Annotated in this window: 9 protein-coding genes; 8 read left to right on the forward strand and 1 reads right to left on the reverse strand. The window is 69.8% G+C overall.

The window, feature by feature from the left end; genetic code table 11:
* Positions 1 to 5 precede the first annotated feature (5 nt).
* Positions 6 to 1,040: an aldo/keto reductase gene (locus ACSQ2G_RS09220; protein WP_436030182.1), complete on the forward strand. Its 1,035-nt coding sequence runs from the start codon at positions 6 to 8 to the stop codon at positions 1,038 to 1,040.
* A gap of 201 nt (positions 1,041 to 1,241) precedes the next feature.
* Positions 1,242 to 2,837, forward strand: a complete 1,596-nt coding sequence (locus ACSQ2G_RS09225) for a flavin monoamine oxidase family protein (protein ID WP_436030183.1) — start codon at positions 1,242 to 1,244, stop codon at positions 2,835 to 2,837.
* A 15-nt stretch (positions 2,838 to 2,852) separates the two neighbouring features.
* Here the strand turns inward: ACSQ2G_RS09225 and ACSQ2G_RS09230 are convergent, their stop codons facing one another.
* On the reverse strand, positions 2,853 to 4,076 hold the full coding sequence (locus tag ACSQ2G_RS09230) for an ROK family transcriptional regulator (protein ID WP_436030185.1): 1,224 nt from the start codon (positions 4,074 to 4,076) through the stop codon (positions 2,853 to 2,855).
* A 182-nt stretch (positions 4,077 to 4,258) separates the two neighbouring features.
* On the opposite strand from ACSQ2G_RS09230, the gene ACSQ2G_RS09235 reads away from it, so the two are divergent.
* The 6 genes from ACSQ2G_RS09235 to ACSQ2G_RS09260 all read left to right on the forward strand — a co-directional run bounded on the left by ACSQ2G_RS09235 (position 4,259) and on the right by ACSQ2G_RS09260 (position 15,773).
* Positions 4,259 to 5,185, forward strand: coding sequence for an ROK family protein (locus tag ACSQ2G_RS09235; RefSeq protein WP_436030186.1), 927 nt, complete (start codon positions 4,259 to 4,261; stop codon positions 5,183 to 5,185).
* Entirely contained in the window at positions 5,172 to 6,668 is a 1,497-nt protein-coding gene (locus ACSQ2G_RS09240; RefSeq protein ID WP_436030188.1) for a carboxylesterase/lipase family protein, read from the forward strand. Before ACSQ2G_RS09235 ends, ACSQ2G_RS09240 begins: the two co-directional genes overlap by 14 nt.
* A gap of 56 nt (positions 6,669 to 6,724) precedes the next feature.
* Complete coding sequence (locus tag ACSQ2G_RS09245) at positions 6,725 to 10,168, forward strand: glycosyl hydrolase 2 galactose-binding domain-containing protein (protein WP_436030190.1); 3,444 nt, start codon at positions 6,725 to 6,727, stop codon at positions 10,166 to 10,168.
* On the forward strand, positions 10,168 to 10,911 hold the full coding sequence (locus ACSQ2G_RS09250; protein WP_436030192.1) for an SGNH/GDSL hydrolase family protein: 744 nt from the start codon (positions 10,168 to 10,170) through the stop codon (positions 10,909 to 10,911). Before ACSQ2G_RS09245 ends, ACSQ2G_RS09250 begins: the two co-directional genes overlap by 1 nt.
* A 266-nt stretch (positions 10,912 to 11,177) precedes the next feature.
* Positions 11,178 to 14,090, forward strand: coding sequence for a TonB-dependent receptor (locus tag ACSQ2G_RS09255; protein WP_436030194.1), 2,913 nt, complete (start codon positions 11,178 to 11,180; stop codon positions 14,088 to 14,090).
* Between the two features lie 177 nt (positions 14,091 to 14,267).
* The gene (locus ACSQ2G_RS09260) at positions 14,268 to 15,773 is read left to right on the forward strand and encodes a tryptophan halogenase family protein (protein ID WP_436030196.1); all 1,506 of its coding nucleotides are present in this window, start codon (positions 14,268 to 14,270) and stop codon (positions 15,771 to 15,773) included.
* Positions 15,774 to 15,915: the final 142 nt, after the last annotated feature.

Raw genomic sequence — 15,915 nt, forward strand, 5'->3', positions numbered from 1 at the left:
CGACCATGGAATATCGCCAACTCGGAAAATCGGGCCTGCGTGTCCCGGCCCTCAGCTTCGGCGCCGGCACCTTCGGCGGCCAGGGTCCGCTGTTCAGCGCCTGGGGCGACGCCGACGCCGCCCAGGCCCGCCGGCTCATCGAGATCTGCCTCGAGGCCGGGGTGACCCTGTTCGACACCGCCGACGTCTATTCCAACGGCGCCTCGGAAGAGATCCTCGGCGCGGCCCTGCAGGGCGTGCGCGACCAGGCGCTGATCTCGACCAAGCTGGGCCTGCCGATGGGCGACGGGCCGCTGGATCGCGGGACCTCGCGCCTGCGACTGGTGCGCGGCGTCGAAGCGGCCCTCAAGCGCCTGCGCACCGACCGCGTCGACCTGCTGCAACTGCACGCCTTCGACGCCTTCACCCCGGTGGAGGAGGTGCTGTTGGCCCTCGACGACCTCGTGCGGGCCGGCAAGGTGCTGTATGTCGGCGCCTCCAACTTCTCGGGCTGGCAGCTGATGAAGTCGCTGGCCGTCGCCGACAAGCACGGCTGGCCGCGCTACGCCGCCAACCAGGCCTACTACTCGCTGGTCGGCCGCGACTACGAGCACGAGCTGATGCCGCTGGGCCTGGATCAAGGCGTCGGGGCGATGGTCTGGAGCCCGCTGGGCTGGGGTAGGCTGACCGGCAGGATTCGCCGCGACCAGCCCCTGCCCGAGGTCAGCCGCCTGCACGACACCGCCGACTTCGGCCCGCCGGTCGATGACGAGCGGCTCTACGCGGTGGTCGACGCCCTGGACGCGGTCGCCGCCGAGACCGGCAAGACCCTGCCGCAGATCGCCATCAACTGGCTGCTGTGCCGGCCCACCGTGTCCAGCGTGATCGTCGGGGCCCGCAACGAGGCGCAGTTGCGCCAGAACCTCGGCGCCGTCGGCTGGGCGCTGACGCCCGAGCAGGTGGCGCGTCTCGACGCCGCCAGCGCCGTGACCCCGGCCTATCCGCACTATCCCTATTGGCGCGAGGGCGGCTTCAAGGCGGTCAATCCGCCGCCGGTCTGAGATCCCCGAGTCGCTTGTCCGTGCGCGCATCAGCCCTTGCACGGGCGCGCACGGACAAGCGCCCGCCGCCGCGAAATGCGGCGCCGGCCGCAAGCTCCAGCGGCGCCGCGTCCCCAAATGCGCGGCCCTGTCGTGTTTGATTGACCCGTGGAAAGTCGCCGTCTCGCATAGCCGCAACAACAGGCAAACGAGGGGTCACGCATGCCGGTCAGCCGTCGCAGCTTCATTCACGCCGTTGGTGCGGCCGGCGGCTACGGCGCCGCCTTTACCGCCATGCAGGCCCTGGGTCTGCTGGCGCCGTCCACGGCCTTCGCTGGCGCCCCGCCCGACCTGGCCAAGGGCGGCGGCGGCAAGGGGGCCAAGGTGGTGATCCTCGGCGCAGGCGTGTCGGGCATGGCGGCGGCCTGGGAGCTGGGCAAGGCCGGTTACGACTGCACGATCCTCGAGGCCCGGGCCCGCACCGGCGGCCGGGTCTGGACCGTGCGGCGGGGCGACAAGATCGAGATGACCGACGGCTCGCGCCAGGTCTGCGAGTTCGACGAAGGCCAGTACATGAACGCCGGCGCCGCGCGCCTGCCCAGCCACCACCAGATCGTCTTGGGCTATTGTCGCGAGCTGGGGGTGGAGCTGGAGGTCGAGGTCAACACCAGCCGCAGCGCCCTGCTGCTGAACCCCGAGGCCAACGGCGGCAAGCCGATCAAGATGCGGACGGCGATCAACGACACCCGCGGCCACGTCTCCGAACTGCTGGCCAAGGCGATCAACACCGGCGCCCTCGACGCGGAGCTGACGGCCGACGACAAGCAGCGGATGGTCGCCTTCCTGAAGACCTATGGCGACCTGTCCCCCGACCTTTTCTACAAGGGCTCGCAGCGGGCTGGGCTGAGGATCGAGCCGGGGGCCGGCGACGAGCGCGCCACGCCCTACGACCCGGTCAGTCTGAAGGCCCTGCTCGACGAGGACCTGTGGAACGGCGTGCTGTTCGAGGAGACCATCGACATGCAGGCCACCATGTTCCAGCCCAAGGGCGGGATGGACGCCATCCCCCACGCCTTCGCCAAGGCGCTCGGACCCAAGATCATCAAGCGCCGATGCGAGGTCCGCCAGATCCGCAAGACGGGAAAAGGCGTCAGGATCGCCTATCGCGACCTTTCGGCCGGCGTCGACGCCACGATCGAGGCCGACTACTGCATCTCGACCATCCCGTTGCCGGTGCTGGCCAAGATCGACGCCGACTTCAGCCCGGCCTACAGGGCGGCGATCGCCCGTACGCCCTATCGCGACAGCATCAAGATCGCCTGGCAGGCCCCGCGATTCTGGGAGGGCCCCAAGTACCAGATCTATGGCGGCCTCTCGTTCGTGAAGGGCCCGACCAACATGGTCTGGTATCCCAGCTACGGCCTGCACACCAAGACCGGCGTGATCCTGGGCGCCTATACCGGCGGACCGGCGGCCGCCCAGCTGGCCAAGCTGCCGCGCGCCGAGCAGATCGAGCACACCCGCAAGGTCATCGAGGCCATGCACCCCGGCTGCGGCCAGCTGCTGGAGAAGCCTTTGCAGGTGCAGTGGGCCGCCGTGCCCCACACCCTGGGCATCGGGGTGGGCTGGGCCAGCGACGACGAGCCGGACTATCGCCTGCTGGGCCAGCCCGACGGGCCGATCCACTTCGCCGGCGAATATCTCAGCCATGTCGGCGCCTGGCAGGAGGGGGCGATCCGCGCGGCCCACCGCGCCATCGTCACGCTCGACGCCCAGCACCGGAAGGGCCAGCCGGTCACCGCTCAGCGGACAATATAGTCCGTGATCGGACGATCAGACTTGGCCGGTCTTCATCAGGGCGGCGCGGGAGGGCAGCAACTGGGCCGTGAACGGCAGCAGGGCCGCTCCGACCGCCGGGCCGTCGGCCGAGGTGGCGGCCCGCTCGACGCGGGCCAGGGCCGGCACGTCGACGATTTCGGCCAGCCGGGCGTTGACCGCCACCACCAGGCGATCGAGCAGGGCGGTGGGCAGCCGGCCGCCGACATAGATGGCTTCCGGATTGACCAGGCAGCTGATCCCCACGAACGGCTGGACCAGCAGTCGGGCCGACAGGTCGATCCACGCCTCGACCCTGGTCTCGCCCTCGGGCGGCAGGTCGATCAGCTGGTCGGGACGCTCGACCAGGATACCCCCGGCCTCGAGATGGGCGTAGAGCGCCGACAGCGACACCACCTCCTGCAGCGAGCGGGCCTGAGTCTCGGGCGAGCTGACCGGCAGGAAGCCGATCTCGCCGCTGCGCCCCTGGGCGCCACGGAAATAGTCGCCCTCGATCACCAGGCCGCCGCCCAGGCCCGACGAGACCAGGACGTAGAAGAAGCTGGGGCGGCGCAGGCCGTGGCCGAACTGCAGCTCGCCCAGGGCGGCGGCGGCGGCGTCGTTCTCCACGAACACCGGCAGGGGCAGGATGTCGGCCATCAGCTTGCCGATGTCGGCCGTGCTCCAGACGCCGTAGTTCTCCGGCCGGTGCGGCAGGTCGACGCGGCCCAGGTCGTCGGGCAGGGCGACGCCTATGCCCGACAGGCGCGGCGGCTCGCCCTTCCAGGCGGCCAGCATCTTGTGGATCTGGGTCTTGCAGAACTTGGCGACGTCGGCGGGCAGGGGAAACTCGATTTCCTTGCTGGCTCGGGCCCGCACCGCGCCCAGCAGGTCCAGCATGACCACGGTGATGTGGTCACGGTCGATGTTGACGCCGATCGACAGGCAGCCGTTCGGATTGATCGTCAGGTTCATGGCCGGCTGACCGCGCGCGCCCTGGACCCGTCCGGCCTCCACGATCAGGCCGTCGTCCAGCAGGCGCTTGGTGATGTTGGCCACGGCCGGCGGCGTCAGGCCGGTGATCTGGGCCAGGGTCACGCGGGTGATCGGGCCGTTGACCCGGATGGCCTGCAGGATGACCCGCTGGTTGTGGTCGCCGACCCGCTCGAGATTGGCCCCCGACAGGCTTGCGCCGGCGGTGCGCTTGCGGTTCGACTTTCGCGAGACTTCCAAGGGCGGCATTCGATGACCTTCGACCTGACGTCGTAGTAGCATCGCGGCGGGCCATGGCGATAGCGGCGCCGTTGTCGGCGGAATTATTTAAATTGCTTTCTTTATTCGGGGCTGCTGACTATGAGGCAAACTGCATGTGCGCGCCGCGCGAGCCCTGAAGGGCGGCGAACGGCGGCTGGAGGAAATACGGTTTGATGCAGGTCGGCGTTGATTTTGGCGGCACGAAGATCGAGGCCGCCGCGCTGTCGGCGGACGGCCGGTTCCTGGCTCGCGTGCGGGCCCCCAATCCGGGATCCTACGACGCGGCCATCGTCACGGTCCGCGACCTGATCGCCCAGGCCGAGCAGCAGGCCGGCGGCCGCGGCTCGATCGGCGTGGGCGCGCCGGGCTCGGTGTCGCCGCGCACGGGCGTGATGCGCAACGCCAACTCCACCTGGCTGAACGGCCGGCGGTTCCGCGAGGACCTGGAGGCGGGTCTGGGCCGTCCGGTGCGCCTGGCCAACGACGCCAATTGCCTGGCCCTGTCGGAAGCCGTCGACGGCGCCGCCGCCGGCCTGGCGGCGGTGTTCGCGGTGATCATCGGCACCGGCTGCGGCGGCGGCCTGGCGGTCGACGGCAAGCTGGTCGAGGGCGCCAACGGCGTGGCCGGCGAGTGGGGTCACACCCCCCTGCCATGGCCCAAGCCGGAAGAATCGCCGGGCCCGGCCTGCTGGTGCGGCCGGCATGGCTGTCTGGAGACCTGGATCTCGGGCACGGGTTTCCGCCGCGATCACGCCGAGCGCACGGGCCAGGCCCTGGCCGGCGAGGCGATCATCGCCGCCGCCCGAGCCGGCGACGCCGAGGCGGTGATCAGCTTCGACCGCTATCTCGACCGCTTGGGCCGAGGCCTGGCGGTGATCGCCGACATCGTCGATCCCGACGCCTTCGTGTTCGGCGGCGGGCTGTCGAACGTCGACGAACTGTACGAGCGCCTGCCTGGCTTCATCGAACCCCACGTGTTCTCCGACGGCTGGCGAGCCCGATTGGCCCCCGCCCGCTGGGGCGACTCCTCGGGCGTGCGCGGCGCCGCGCGCCTGTGGACCCCCGCCGAGGCCGCGGCGGCCCATGCCGCCGCCTGACCGTCGCGCCGTCGCCCTGCTGGCTCTGCTGGCCTTCGGGACGGCGGGAAGGGCCTTCGCCGCCGACGGGGCGATCGTCACGGTCACGAGCGGAACGATTCAGGGCGGGGCGCGGGGCGCCGGCGCGGTCTTCCGCGGCGTGCCCTTCGCCGCGCCGCCGGTCGGCGACCGCCGCTGGAAGCCCCCCGCGCCCCTCACACCCTGGACCGGAACCCGCGAGGCCACCGTTTCGGGCGCGCCCTGCCTGCAGCGGGGCTATGGCTGGAACGACAAGGACGCCGCCGATAGCCGCGAGGACTGCCTTTATCTCGACATCCGCACGCCGGCGCTGAACCCGGCCCGGCCGCTGCCGGTCATGGTCTGGATCCATGGCGGCGCCAACCGGGCCGGCTCGGCGCGGGGCACGGTGGAGTCGAGTCTGGTCGAGCAGGGCGTGGTGCTGGTGTCGATCCAGTACCGGCTGGGCGCCTTCGGCTTCCTGTCCCATCCCGGCTTGACCGCTGAGGGCGGAGGAGCCTCGGGCAACTACGCCCTGATGGACCAGATCGCCGCCCTGCGCTGGGTGCGGGACAACATCGCCCGGTTCGGCGGCGATCCCGGCAATGTGACGCTGTTCGGCCACTCGGCCGGCGGCCAGGACGTCGGGCTGCTGATGCTGGCCCCGGCGGCGCGGGGCCTGTTCCACAAGGCCATCGAACAGAGCGGCACGGCGGGTTTCGGCCTGCCCCCGCGGTCCCTGGCCCAGAACCAGGCGCTGGGTCAGGCCCTGGGCCGGGCGCTGGGCGCCAAGGACCTGGCCGGGCTGCGCGCCGCCCCCGGTCCGGCCGTGCTGGACGCCGCTGACGCCCTGAAGCCGCCGATCGCCGACGACGGCTTCGTCTGGCTGCAGGCGGTGGTCGACGGGGCGGTGATCCGCGAGCCGCCGGCCAAGACCCTGGCCGCCGGCCGCCAGGCCCGCGTGCCGCTGATCATCGGCAACAGCGCCCGCGAACTGTCGCTGTACGGCGGCGCAGCCAACACCTCGGCCTGGGTGAAGGCCAACTACCAAGACCCAGGCCAGGCGCTCCGGCTCTACGCGATCGGCGCCCAGGGCGCGGCGTCGGACGAGACCGCCGACCAGATCGCCGCCGACACCGGTTTCCGCTGCCCGTCGACCTGGGTGGCGGCCCGCCATGTCGCGGCCGGCCAGCGGACCTGGCGCTACGAACTGGCCGTCGCCGCCCCTGGCGCGGGACCCGTGCGGCACGGCTCGGAGCTGCCCTTCGTGTTCGACACGCCGCCGGCCGACGCAACCCCGGCCGCCTGGCCGCCGCTCCAGGCCTATTGGGCCAATTTCGCCCGCACCAGCGATCCGAACGGGCCGGGCCTGGCGCCCTGGCCCGCCCAGACGACAGCGGCCGAGGCGGTCGCCTTCGCCCCGTCCGGACCCCAAACCACGAAAGACGACCGCGGCGCGCTTTGCCGCCTGCTGCCCCGACCTTGAAGACACGTCCCTGAAGACAACCAAAGGCCCGAAGAGGCCGACCGAGGAGGAAAGACATGACCACCAAGTTCGCCCGCCGGATGCTGCGCCTGTCGCTGCTGGCGACCTGCGCCGCCCTGGTCGCCCTGCCGGCCGTTGCCCAGACATCGTCCGTCTACGGACCCTACAACGCCGACCTGCCGCGCGGCGGCGACGGCTTGGTCAAGCCCCTGGCCGGCGGCCCGTTGCCGGCCAAGGGGCCGTGGTCGCTGCAGGGCTGGATCGCGCCGGCGTCCGCGTCGAGCGGGCGGGTGGTCGTGGCCGGGATCGGCGACCCGGCTAGCGGCGGCCGCTTCATCGGACTGGAAGACGGCGCGCCGGCCGTCTGGGCCGGAGCGTCCACGGTCAAGGGCGCGACGGCGCTGAAGCCGGGATCCTGGAGCCACGTGGCGGCGGTGTCGGACGGCGCGACGGTCACGCTCCATGTCGACGGAACCAAGGTCGCGGAAGTGCGTGCCTCGCCCGTCAGCGCGGCCTCCACCGTCCAGTTGGGTCCGCGCAAGCTGGCCGGGACGGCGCCGTTCGGCGGCAAGGTGGCGGGCTTCACGGCCCAGGGCTCGGCCTTGGCCCCCGCAGAGCTCAAGACCCTGGCTTCGACCAAGCCCGACCCCGACCTGACCGTGTACGAGCCCGGCAGCCCGACCTGGCCGGTGCAGGTGCGCCAGATGTACGGCCAGGTGTCCCCGCAGGACGCCTGGACGCGGCCCAAGAGCAAGGCCCCGTTCTCCAAGCCGGTCGCCGTCGCCCCCTACGCCGGCCCGGCCCTGGTCGCCGCGCCCGCCACGGAAGGCGCTGACGCCTGGACCCTGAAGCGCTGGTCGCTGGCCGAAGCCCCGAAAGTCGGCGACGCTCCGACAGCGCTGTCTAAACCCGGCTACGACGCCAAGGCCTGGTACGCGGCCACCGTGCCCGGCACGGTGCTGACCACCCTGGTCGATCGCGGCGTCTATCCGAACCCCGACTACGGCCTGAACAACACCGCCATCCCTGAAAGCCTGAACAAGCAGGACTACTGGTACCGCAGCGAGTTTGTCGCGCCCGCCGGCCAGGAGGGCCGCCACCAGCAGCTGGTCTTCAAGGGCATCAACTACGCCGCCGAGGTCTGGCTGAACGGCGAGAAGCTGGGCGACCTGAAAGGCGCCTTCATCCGCGGCCAGTTCGACGTCACCGGCAAGCTGAAGCCCGGCGTGGCCAACGCCATCGCCGTCAAGGTCTCGCCGCCGCCGCATCCGGGCCTGGCCCATGAGGAGTCCCTGACCGCCGGGGTCGGCGAGAACGGCGGCATGCAGGCCCTGGACGGTCCGACCTTCATCGCCAGCGAGGGCTGGGACTGGATCCCCAGCGTCCGCGACCGCAACACCGGCCTGTGGCAGGACGTTGTGCTGCGCTCGACCGGCCCGGTGCGGATCGGCGACAGCCATGTCGTTACGACCCTGCCGAAAGCGGACAACAGCGTCGCCGAGGTCGAGATCGCCGTGCCGGTCGAGAACCTGACGGACGTCCCGATCCAGGCGACGGTCCGCGCCGCCTTCGACACGGTCGCCGTGGAGAAGACCGTCACCGTCGCGCCGGGGCGGAGCCAGGTGGTGTTCACCCCCGCCGACTTCCCGCAGCTGTCGATCCGGAACCCCAAGCTTTGGTGGCCCAACGGCTACGGCGCCCAGGCGCTGTACGGCCTGCGCCTGCTGGCCAGCGTCGACGGCAAGGTCTCCGACCAGAAGGACAGCCGCATCGGCCTGCGGCAGATGACCTACGAGCTGTCGCTGATGGACACGCACGGCGAGCTGCGGCGCGTCGAGGTCGACTACGCCAAGGCCCGCCAGCTGGGCCAGGACATCACCGATGGCAGTCACGAAGGCGTCCGCAAGGTGACCGACGGCTGGGCGACCTCGCTGACCAAGGTCGGCGAAACCTCGCCGGCGGTCCGCGACGTGCCCGATACCGGCCTGACGCCCTACCTCGTGATCAAGGTCAACGGCGTGAAGATCGCCGCGCGCGGCGGCAACTGGGGCACGGACGACTGGCGCAAGCGGGTGTCGCGCGAGCGACTCGAACCCTATTTCCGCCTGCACAAGGACGCCCACCTCAACATCATCCGCAACTGGGTGGGTCAGAACACCGAGGACGTCTTCTACGACCTGGCCGACGAGTACGGCCTGCTGGTGCTGAACGACTTCTGGGCCTCGACCCAGGACTTCCAGCTGGAGCCGCAGGACGTGCCGCTGTTCCTGAAGAACGCCGCCGACGTGATCAGCCGCTATCGCAATCACCCTTCGATCGCCCTGTGGTTCGGCCGCAACGAGGGCGTGCCGCAGCCGATCCTCAACGAGGGGCTTGAGGCGCTGGTCCACGACCTGGACGGCACGCGCTGGTACACCGGCAGCTCCAACCGGGTGAACCTGCAGAACAGCGGGCCCTACAACTACCGTGAGCCGGAGACCTATTTCACCGAGCACGCCAAGGGCTTTTCGGTCGAGGTGGGCACGCCGTCGTTCCCGACCCTGGAGGCGTTCGAGGCCGCCGTGCCCGCGCCCGACCGCTGGCCGATCAGCGACGTCTGGGCCTATCACGACTGGCACGCGACCGGGAACGGCGCGACCAAGACCTTCCTGGACGCCATGGCCGCCAAGCTGGGTCCGGCCGTCAGCCTCGAGGACTTCGAGCGCAAGGCCCAGCTGATGAACTACGAGACCCACCGGGCGATCTTCGAGGGCATGAACCAGGAGCTGTGGACCCAATCCTCGGGCCGCCTGCTGTGGATGACCCAGCCGGCCTGGCCCAGCAGCATGTGGCAGATCCTCAGCCACGACTACGACACCCACGCCGCCTATTACGGGACCCAGAAGGCGGCCGAGACGGTCCACGCCCAGATGGGCCTGGCCGACCATCGGCTGGCCGTGGTCAACAACGGCCTCGCGCCGATCTTCGACGCCACCCTGCGCGCCCGGGTGATGGGGCTGGACGGCAAGCCGCTGGCCGACCAAACCTGGCGGATTGACGCACCCGCCAACGGTACGGCGCTGGGCGAGACGCTGGACCTGTCCGGCCCGCTGGCCCAGGGCGCGGTGGTGGTGCGGCTGGACCTGACCGCCGCCGACGGTGCGCCGTTGTCGAGCAACCTCTACTGGGTGGCCAAGGACGCCCAGGGCGAGCGCAAGCTGTCGGCCATGGCCAACCAGCCGGTGTCGATCACGGCCTCCGACGCCAAGGCGGGGGAAGAGATGGTGGTCACCGTGACCCTGGCCAATACCGGTTCGGCCCCGGCCTTGAACGGCAAGCTGACCCTGGTCGACGCCAAGGGCGCGCGGATCCTGCCGGCCTACTACGCCGACAACTATGTCTCGCTGCTGCCCGGCGAGCGGCGGACGGTGGAGATCCGCTATCCGGGCCAGGCGCGACCGGGAGCGAAGGTCGAACTGCGCGGCTGGAACGTGACCGCCGCCAAGACGGAGGTACGCTGATGCTGGATCGTCGCGCGATGCTCGCGGCCGGGCTCATGGCCGTCCCCGGCCTTGCCCGGGCCCAGCAGGCCCAGGCCGTCGCCCCGCTCGCGCCGAGCCCCGAGGAGCAGCGGCTGCGCACCGACTGGCCGTTCCTGCAGCGCTACGCGGCCGAGAACGCCGTCGACCGCGACCTGCCGCCCGAACGGCTGCGCGTGGTGTTCATGGGCGACTCGATCACCCAGGGCTGGCGCGACGCTCGTCCGGCCCTGTTCGCCGACAACGGCCTGCTGGGCCGCGGGATCAGCGGTCAGGTGACGGCCCAGATGCTGGTGCGGTTCTGGCCCGACGTGGTGGCGCTGAAGCCGGCGGCCGTGCACATCCTGGCGGGGATCAACGACATCGCCCAGAACGCCGGCCCCTACGACCCCGCCGCCACCCAGGCCAATCTCCAGGCCATGACCACCCTGGCCCAGGCCAACGGGATCGCCGTGATCCTGGCCACGGTCACGCCGGCGGCGGAGTTCCCATGGCGGCCGGGCCTGGGCCCCGCGGCCAAGGTCCGGGCCCTGAATGCCTGGATCAAGGCGTATGCGGTCGAGCGCGGCGTGATGCTGGCCGACTATACCGCCGTGCTGGACGACGGGGCGGGGGGCATGAAGCCGGGCCTGGCCTATGATGGAGTCCACCCAACCCGCGAGGGCTACGCGGTCATGGAGCCCGTCACCCTGGCGGCGATCGCTTCGGCCCTGGCCCGGGTGTGACCTGAAAGCTGCACCGACGAATTCACCCCGGAATTCCGTTGTCGCAAGTTGACAGCGCTGTCGGTTGTCCATAGGTTGAAGCTACCGGCGTCTCATAAAAAGCCGGAAACCCACGGGAGGATGCGCAGGCATCCCTCAAACTCCGCGTCTTGGCTCGTTCGGCTCCGCTGATCGAGGCTGAGAACTGCTGCCGCACATCAGGGGAATGCATAATGACGACAAAGTCTTATCGATCGCGCACGGCTCTGCTTGGCGCTGCCTCGGCCATGGTGCTGTTGAGCGCCGGCCAGGCCCTGGCCCAGGCCGCGCCGGCCCAGAAGGAAGAGCCATCTCAGGTTGACGCGGTCATCGTCACCGGCTTCCGGGCCTCGCTGGCGAACGCGCTGAATCTGAAGAAGAACTCGAACCTGATCATCGAGTCGGTGACCGCCGAGGACATGGGCAAGTTCCCCGACCAGAACATCGCCGAGTCGCTGCAGCGCCTGCCGGGCGTGCAGATCGACCGCGAGAACGGCCAGGGCACCAAGGTCCGCATCCGCGGCCTCGACCAGAACGTCACGGTGCTGAACAACGAGATCTTCGTCAGCGGCCTGGAGATTTTCCGCCTCTACGAAGGCAAGATCACCCAGGACAACTCGCTTGAAGGCATCCCCTCGCAGCTGATCGGCGGCGTCGACGTCTACAAGTCGCCGGACGCCTCGCTGCTGGAAGGCGGCCTGGGCGGCATCATCAACCTGAAGACCCGCAACGCCCGCGACCTGGCCGACGACACCACCATCGCCGGCGACATCCGCGGCCAGAAGGGTTCGGGCACCGACTGGACCCCCACCGGCTCGCTGGTGCTGGGCCACAAGTTCAGCGACCGCTTCGCCGTGCTGGGCACCATCTCGTATGACAAAACCGACAGCCACACCGACGTGCTGGCCGGCGAGAACCGCGGCGGCTGGGCCTTCGAGGACCGTCCGCAAGGCGCGGGCACGGTCGACGTCTGGTCGCCGGAATATCGCTACGCGACCTATCGCGACCAGGAGCGCAAGCGCCTGGGCGCCTCGATCAACCTCGACTTCGCCCTGACCGACTCGTTGCAATTGACGGCCGACTGGTTCCACTCCGACCTGAAGATCCTGACCTCCGAGGCCTCGATCAAGTTCCCGTTCGCCAACGAGAACGCCAACTATTCGGCGGCGGGCTTCACCAAGGATACCAATGGCGTCCTGCAGACCGGCACGGTGACCGCCAACTCGGCCGAAGGCACCTCGTACGTGCAGAACGCCGAGGCCAAGACCGACAACTTCCAACTGGCCGCCAACTGGGACAACGGCGGTCGCCTGACCGGCAGCGTTCGCGGCGCCTATTCGAAGTCCAACTACGAAAGCGACAGCGGCAACAACGACGTCCGCTACACCCAGTACACCGTGCGCAACGGCACCGCGGCCGGGCTCATTCCCAACGCCACGGCGCCATCGACCTTCACCTATACCTACACCAACGGCGACAATCCGACCTTCACTCCAGCCAACCCGTCGCAGTTCACCACCCCCAGCAGCGTCTTCGCCAAGTCGCACTGGGTGTTTGGCGAGCGCACTGACATCGAGAACACCTCTATTCGGGCCGACTTCAAGTACCGCCCCGAGTTCGGCGAGAACGGCAACCTGTTGCTCAGCGCCGGCGCCCGCTACGCCGAGCGCAAGGTGGATTCCGACTTCCTGCTCCTGCTGGCCGACTATTCCGGCAAGGGCGAGCTGAACGGCAAGGCGCTGGGCCAGGATTGGACACCGCTGGGCTACTTCCAGGACGGGGCCATCGGCTTCAAGTCGTGCGGCCTGCCGGCCGGCACGCCGGGTCGTCCCAACTGCGGCCAGACCGCGACCGACGACGGCCGCTTCGGCGCCTCGCCGGCCCTGATCACCCCGTACCAGACGGCGGCGACCAATCCGGAACGCTTCGAGACCCTGACCGTCGGTGGGATCACGGCCCTGTTCCAGAACCGCGACCAGATGAAGAACCCGGTCCAGTGGCTGTCGGCGCTCTATCCCTCGACGCCGTTCAAGTACTACCGGGACCCGATCCAGTCGTTCAAGGTCAAGGAAAAGACCACCACCGGCTACGCCATGGCCGATGCGGGCGGCGCGGATGACGGCTATCACCTGAACGCCGGTGTGCGGGTGGTGAAGACCGAGCTGACTATCGACGCCAGCGCCACCCCGACCGTGCCCAACTTCTACGGGACCGACAGCTGGAACGGCGTGATCTCCAATCCGGAGAACATCACGACGTCGCGCTCCTATACCGACGTCCTGCCCAGCGTCAGCGGCGTGTTCGACATCAACGACTCCGACAAGGTCCGCGTCTCGGCGGCTCGCGTGGTGTCGCGTCAGAACCTGTTCCAGCTGGCCACGGGCTCCAGCTACAACTTCACCCGCAGCTCGACGCCGGGGCCCAACCTCAACCGCTTCCTCTACACCAACGGCAGCGGCGGCAACGCGGAACTCGATCCCTATCGCGCCTCGCAGTTCGACGTCGCCTACGAGCGCTACATGGGCTCGCAGGGCCTGTTCTCGGCCGCGCTGTTCTACAAGAACGTCGACTCGTTCATCCAGACCGAGACGGTCTCGCGGACGGTGGCCGACGGTTCCGTGGCGGGCGCGACGACCGGCATCTTCAACCAGCCGATCAATGGCGAGGGCGGCACGATCAAGGGCGTCGAACTGGCCGCGCAGTACGCCTTCGACAATGGGTTCGGCTTCACCGCCAACTACACCTACTCGGACTCCAAGACTTCGGTCTCCAACGACTATGACGACGACCTGCCGATCCCCGGCGTGGCCAAGAACGCCTTCAACGTCCAGGGCTACTACGAGGGCCACGGCTTCGAGGCCCGCCTGTCCTACGCCTGGCGTGACAAGAGCTTCCAGGGCAACTTCGGCTTCGGCGTCGACAACAGCGCCAGCGGCGGCGTCAACGACGCCCACAAGCTGGGGACCTGGGAGCGGGCCTATGGCCAGCTCGACGGCCAGGTCGGCTACGCGATCAACGACCGGATCAAGGTGGTGCTGGAAGGCATCAACCTGACCAAGGAAGACACCGGCCGCTACCTGCAATGGAAGAACCTGCCGTTCCGCTACGCCACCGGCGACCGCCGGGTCGTGCTGGGCGCGCGGTTCAAGTTCGGCATGTAGGCCGGACCGGGGCGCGACGTCCGGCGCGCTCCGAGGATTTGAGTTGGAACCTTCGGCCGGTCGGGCGAAGGTTCCCCGGCGAGGCGGCGGCTCATCCCCCGTCGCCCGCCGAACGCCTGGCGCCGGCCGGCCTTCAGTGGGCCGGCGCCGCTTCTTCTCTCGGTTCGGGAGGACGTCATGAGCGACAGGTCCATCCGCTCGATCGCCATCGTCGGCGGCGGCACGGCCGGCTGGATGGCGGCCTGCCTGCTGAGCCAGGCCCTGCGGGGCACGGGCTGCGCCATCACCCTGGTCGAGTCGCCCGACATCGGCACGGTCGGGGTCGGCGAGGCGACCATCCCGCCGATCTTCGACTTCCTGAAGCTGATCGAGGTCGATCTCGACGCCTTCATTCCGGCTGCCCAGGCCACGTTCAAGCTGGGCATCAAGTTCGACGATTGGCGCGCGATCGGCGACAGCTACTGGCATCCGTTCGGGACGTTCGGCGTATCGATCGATCGCCGACCCTTCCACCATGTGTTCCACAAGGCGCGGGCCCAGGGGTTGGACCCGACGGTGCCGCAGTTCAGCCTGGCCGCCGCCCTGGGCGACGCCGGCCGGCTGGCCCATCCCGATCCGCGCGTTCCCGGTCCACTGGCCGGCCTGCGCCAGGCCCTGCATTTCGACGCGGTCCTGGTCGCCCGCTTCCTGCGCGACCACGCCGAGCGCCGGGGCGTGCGGCGGCTGGAGCGCGAGGTGGCCGAGGCGCGGCTGCGCGACGACGGCTTCATCGAGGCCCTGACCCTGAAGGGCGGCGGCGAGCTGGCGGCCGACCTCTATATCGACTGCAGCGGCTTTCGCGGCCTGCTGATCGAGCAGGCCCTGGGCGCCGGCTACGAGGACTGGACGCGCTGGCTGCCCTGCGACCGCGCCCTGGCCGCGCCCACCGCCCATGCCGGTCCGCCGCCGCCCTACACCCAGGCCGTGGCCCAGGACGCCGGCTGGCGCTGGCGGATCCCGCTGCAGCACCGGGTGGGCAACGGCTATGTCTATTCCAGCGCCTTCATCGACGACGGCGCGGCCCAGGACGAATTGCTGACGGCGATCGGCCAGCCCCTGGCCGAGCCGCGCAAGCTGAGCTTCACCGCGGGTCGCCGCAAGACGATGTGGAGCCGAAACTGCGTGGCCCTGGGCCTGGCGTCGGGCTTCCTGGAGCCCTTGGAATCCACCAGCATCCACCTGGTGTGCAGCGGCCTCTACAAGCTGCTGGACCACTTCCCGGACCGCGACTTCGCCCCCGTCAACATCGCCGCCTACAATCGCGCCCTGGCCGACGAGTACGAGACCTATCGCGACTTCATCCTGCTGCACTATTGCGCGACAGCCCGCGACGACACGGCGTTCTGGCGCGAGCGGGCCGCCACGCCCTTGCCCGATCGCCTGGCCGAGCGGCTGGAGCTCTATCGCGCCTGCGGCCGGGTCGACGCCAAGCCCGGCGAGCTGTTCACCGACCTGTCCTGGTTCTACATCTTCGAGGGCATGGGGGTGACGCCCAGGGCCTATGACCCGCTGGTCGAGACGTCGAATTTCGAGCAGGTGCGAGCCATCCTGCCGGACCTGACGGCGCGGATCGACACGGTCGTCGCCCAAAGTCCCACCCACGACGCCGCCCTGGCCGCCATCGTCCGCCGCAGCGCCGCCTGAGCCATGGCGCACCGCGAGCCTCGCCCGTCCGATATCGTTCACACTTCCGCTAGACAGCGCTGTCAATTCGTGGTGAGGTCACGTTGTCAGAGGGGCGCCAGCCTCCGCTTCAGGGAAGGAAACACCCACCCCAGGCCCGCGC

This window comes from Caulobacter sp. LjRoot300, from assembly GCF_964253875.1.
Lineage (GTDB): Bacteria > Pseudomonadota > Alphaproteobacteria > Caulobacterales > Caulobacteraceae > Caulobacter.

Excerpts from the sequence above, each read along its gene's own strand:
- ACSQ2G_RS09220 (WP_436030182.1), top strand. The coding sequence starts at position 6 with ATGGAATATCGCCAACTCGGAAAATCGGGCCTGCGTGTCCCGGCCCTC.
- ACSQ2G_RS09225 (WP_436030183.1), top strand. The coding sequence starts at position 1,242 with ATGCCGGTCAGCCGTCGCAGCTTCATTCACGCCGTTGGTGCGGCCGGC.
- ACSQ2G_RS09230 (WP_436030185.1), bottom strand. The coding sequence starts at position 4,076 with ATGCCGCCCTTGGAAGTCTCGCGAAAGTCGAACCGCAAGCGCACCGCC.
- ACSQ2G_RS09240 (WP_436030188.1), top strand. The coding sequence starts at position 5,172 with ATGCCGCCGCCTGACCGTCGCGCCGTCGCCCTGCTGGCTCTGCTGGCC.
- ACSQ2G_RS09245 (WP_436030190.1), top strand. The coding sequence starts at position 6,725 with ATGACCACCAAGTTCGCCCGCCGGATGCTGCGCCTGTCGCTGCTGGCG.
- ACSQ2G_RS09250 (WP_436030192.1), top strand. The coding sequence starts at position 10,168 with ATGCTGGATCGTCGCGCGATGCTCGCGGCCGGGCTCATGGCCGTCCCC.
- ACSQ2G_RS09255 (WP_436030194.1), top strand. The coding sequence starts at position 11,178 with ATGGTGCTGTTGAGCGCCGGCCAGGCCCTGGCCCAGGCCGCGCCGGCC.
- ACSQ2G_RS09260 (WP_436030196.1), top strand. The coding sequence starts at position 14,268 with ATGAGCGACAGGTCCATCCGCTCGATCGCCATCGTCGGCGGCGGCACG.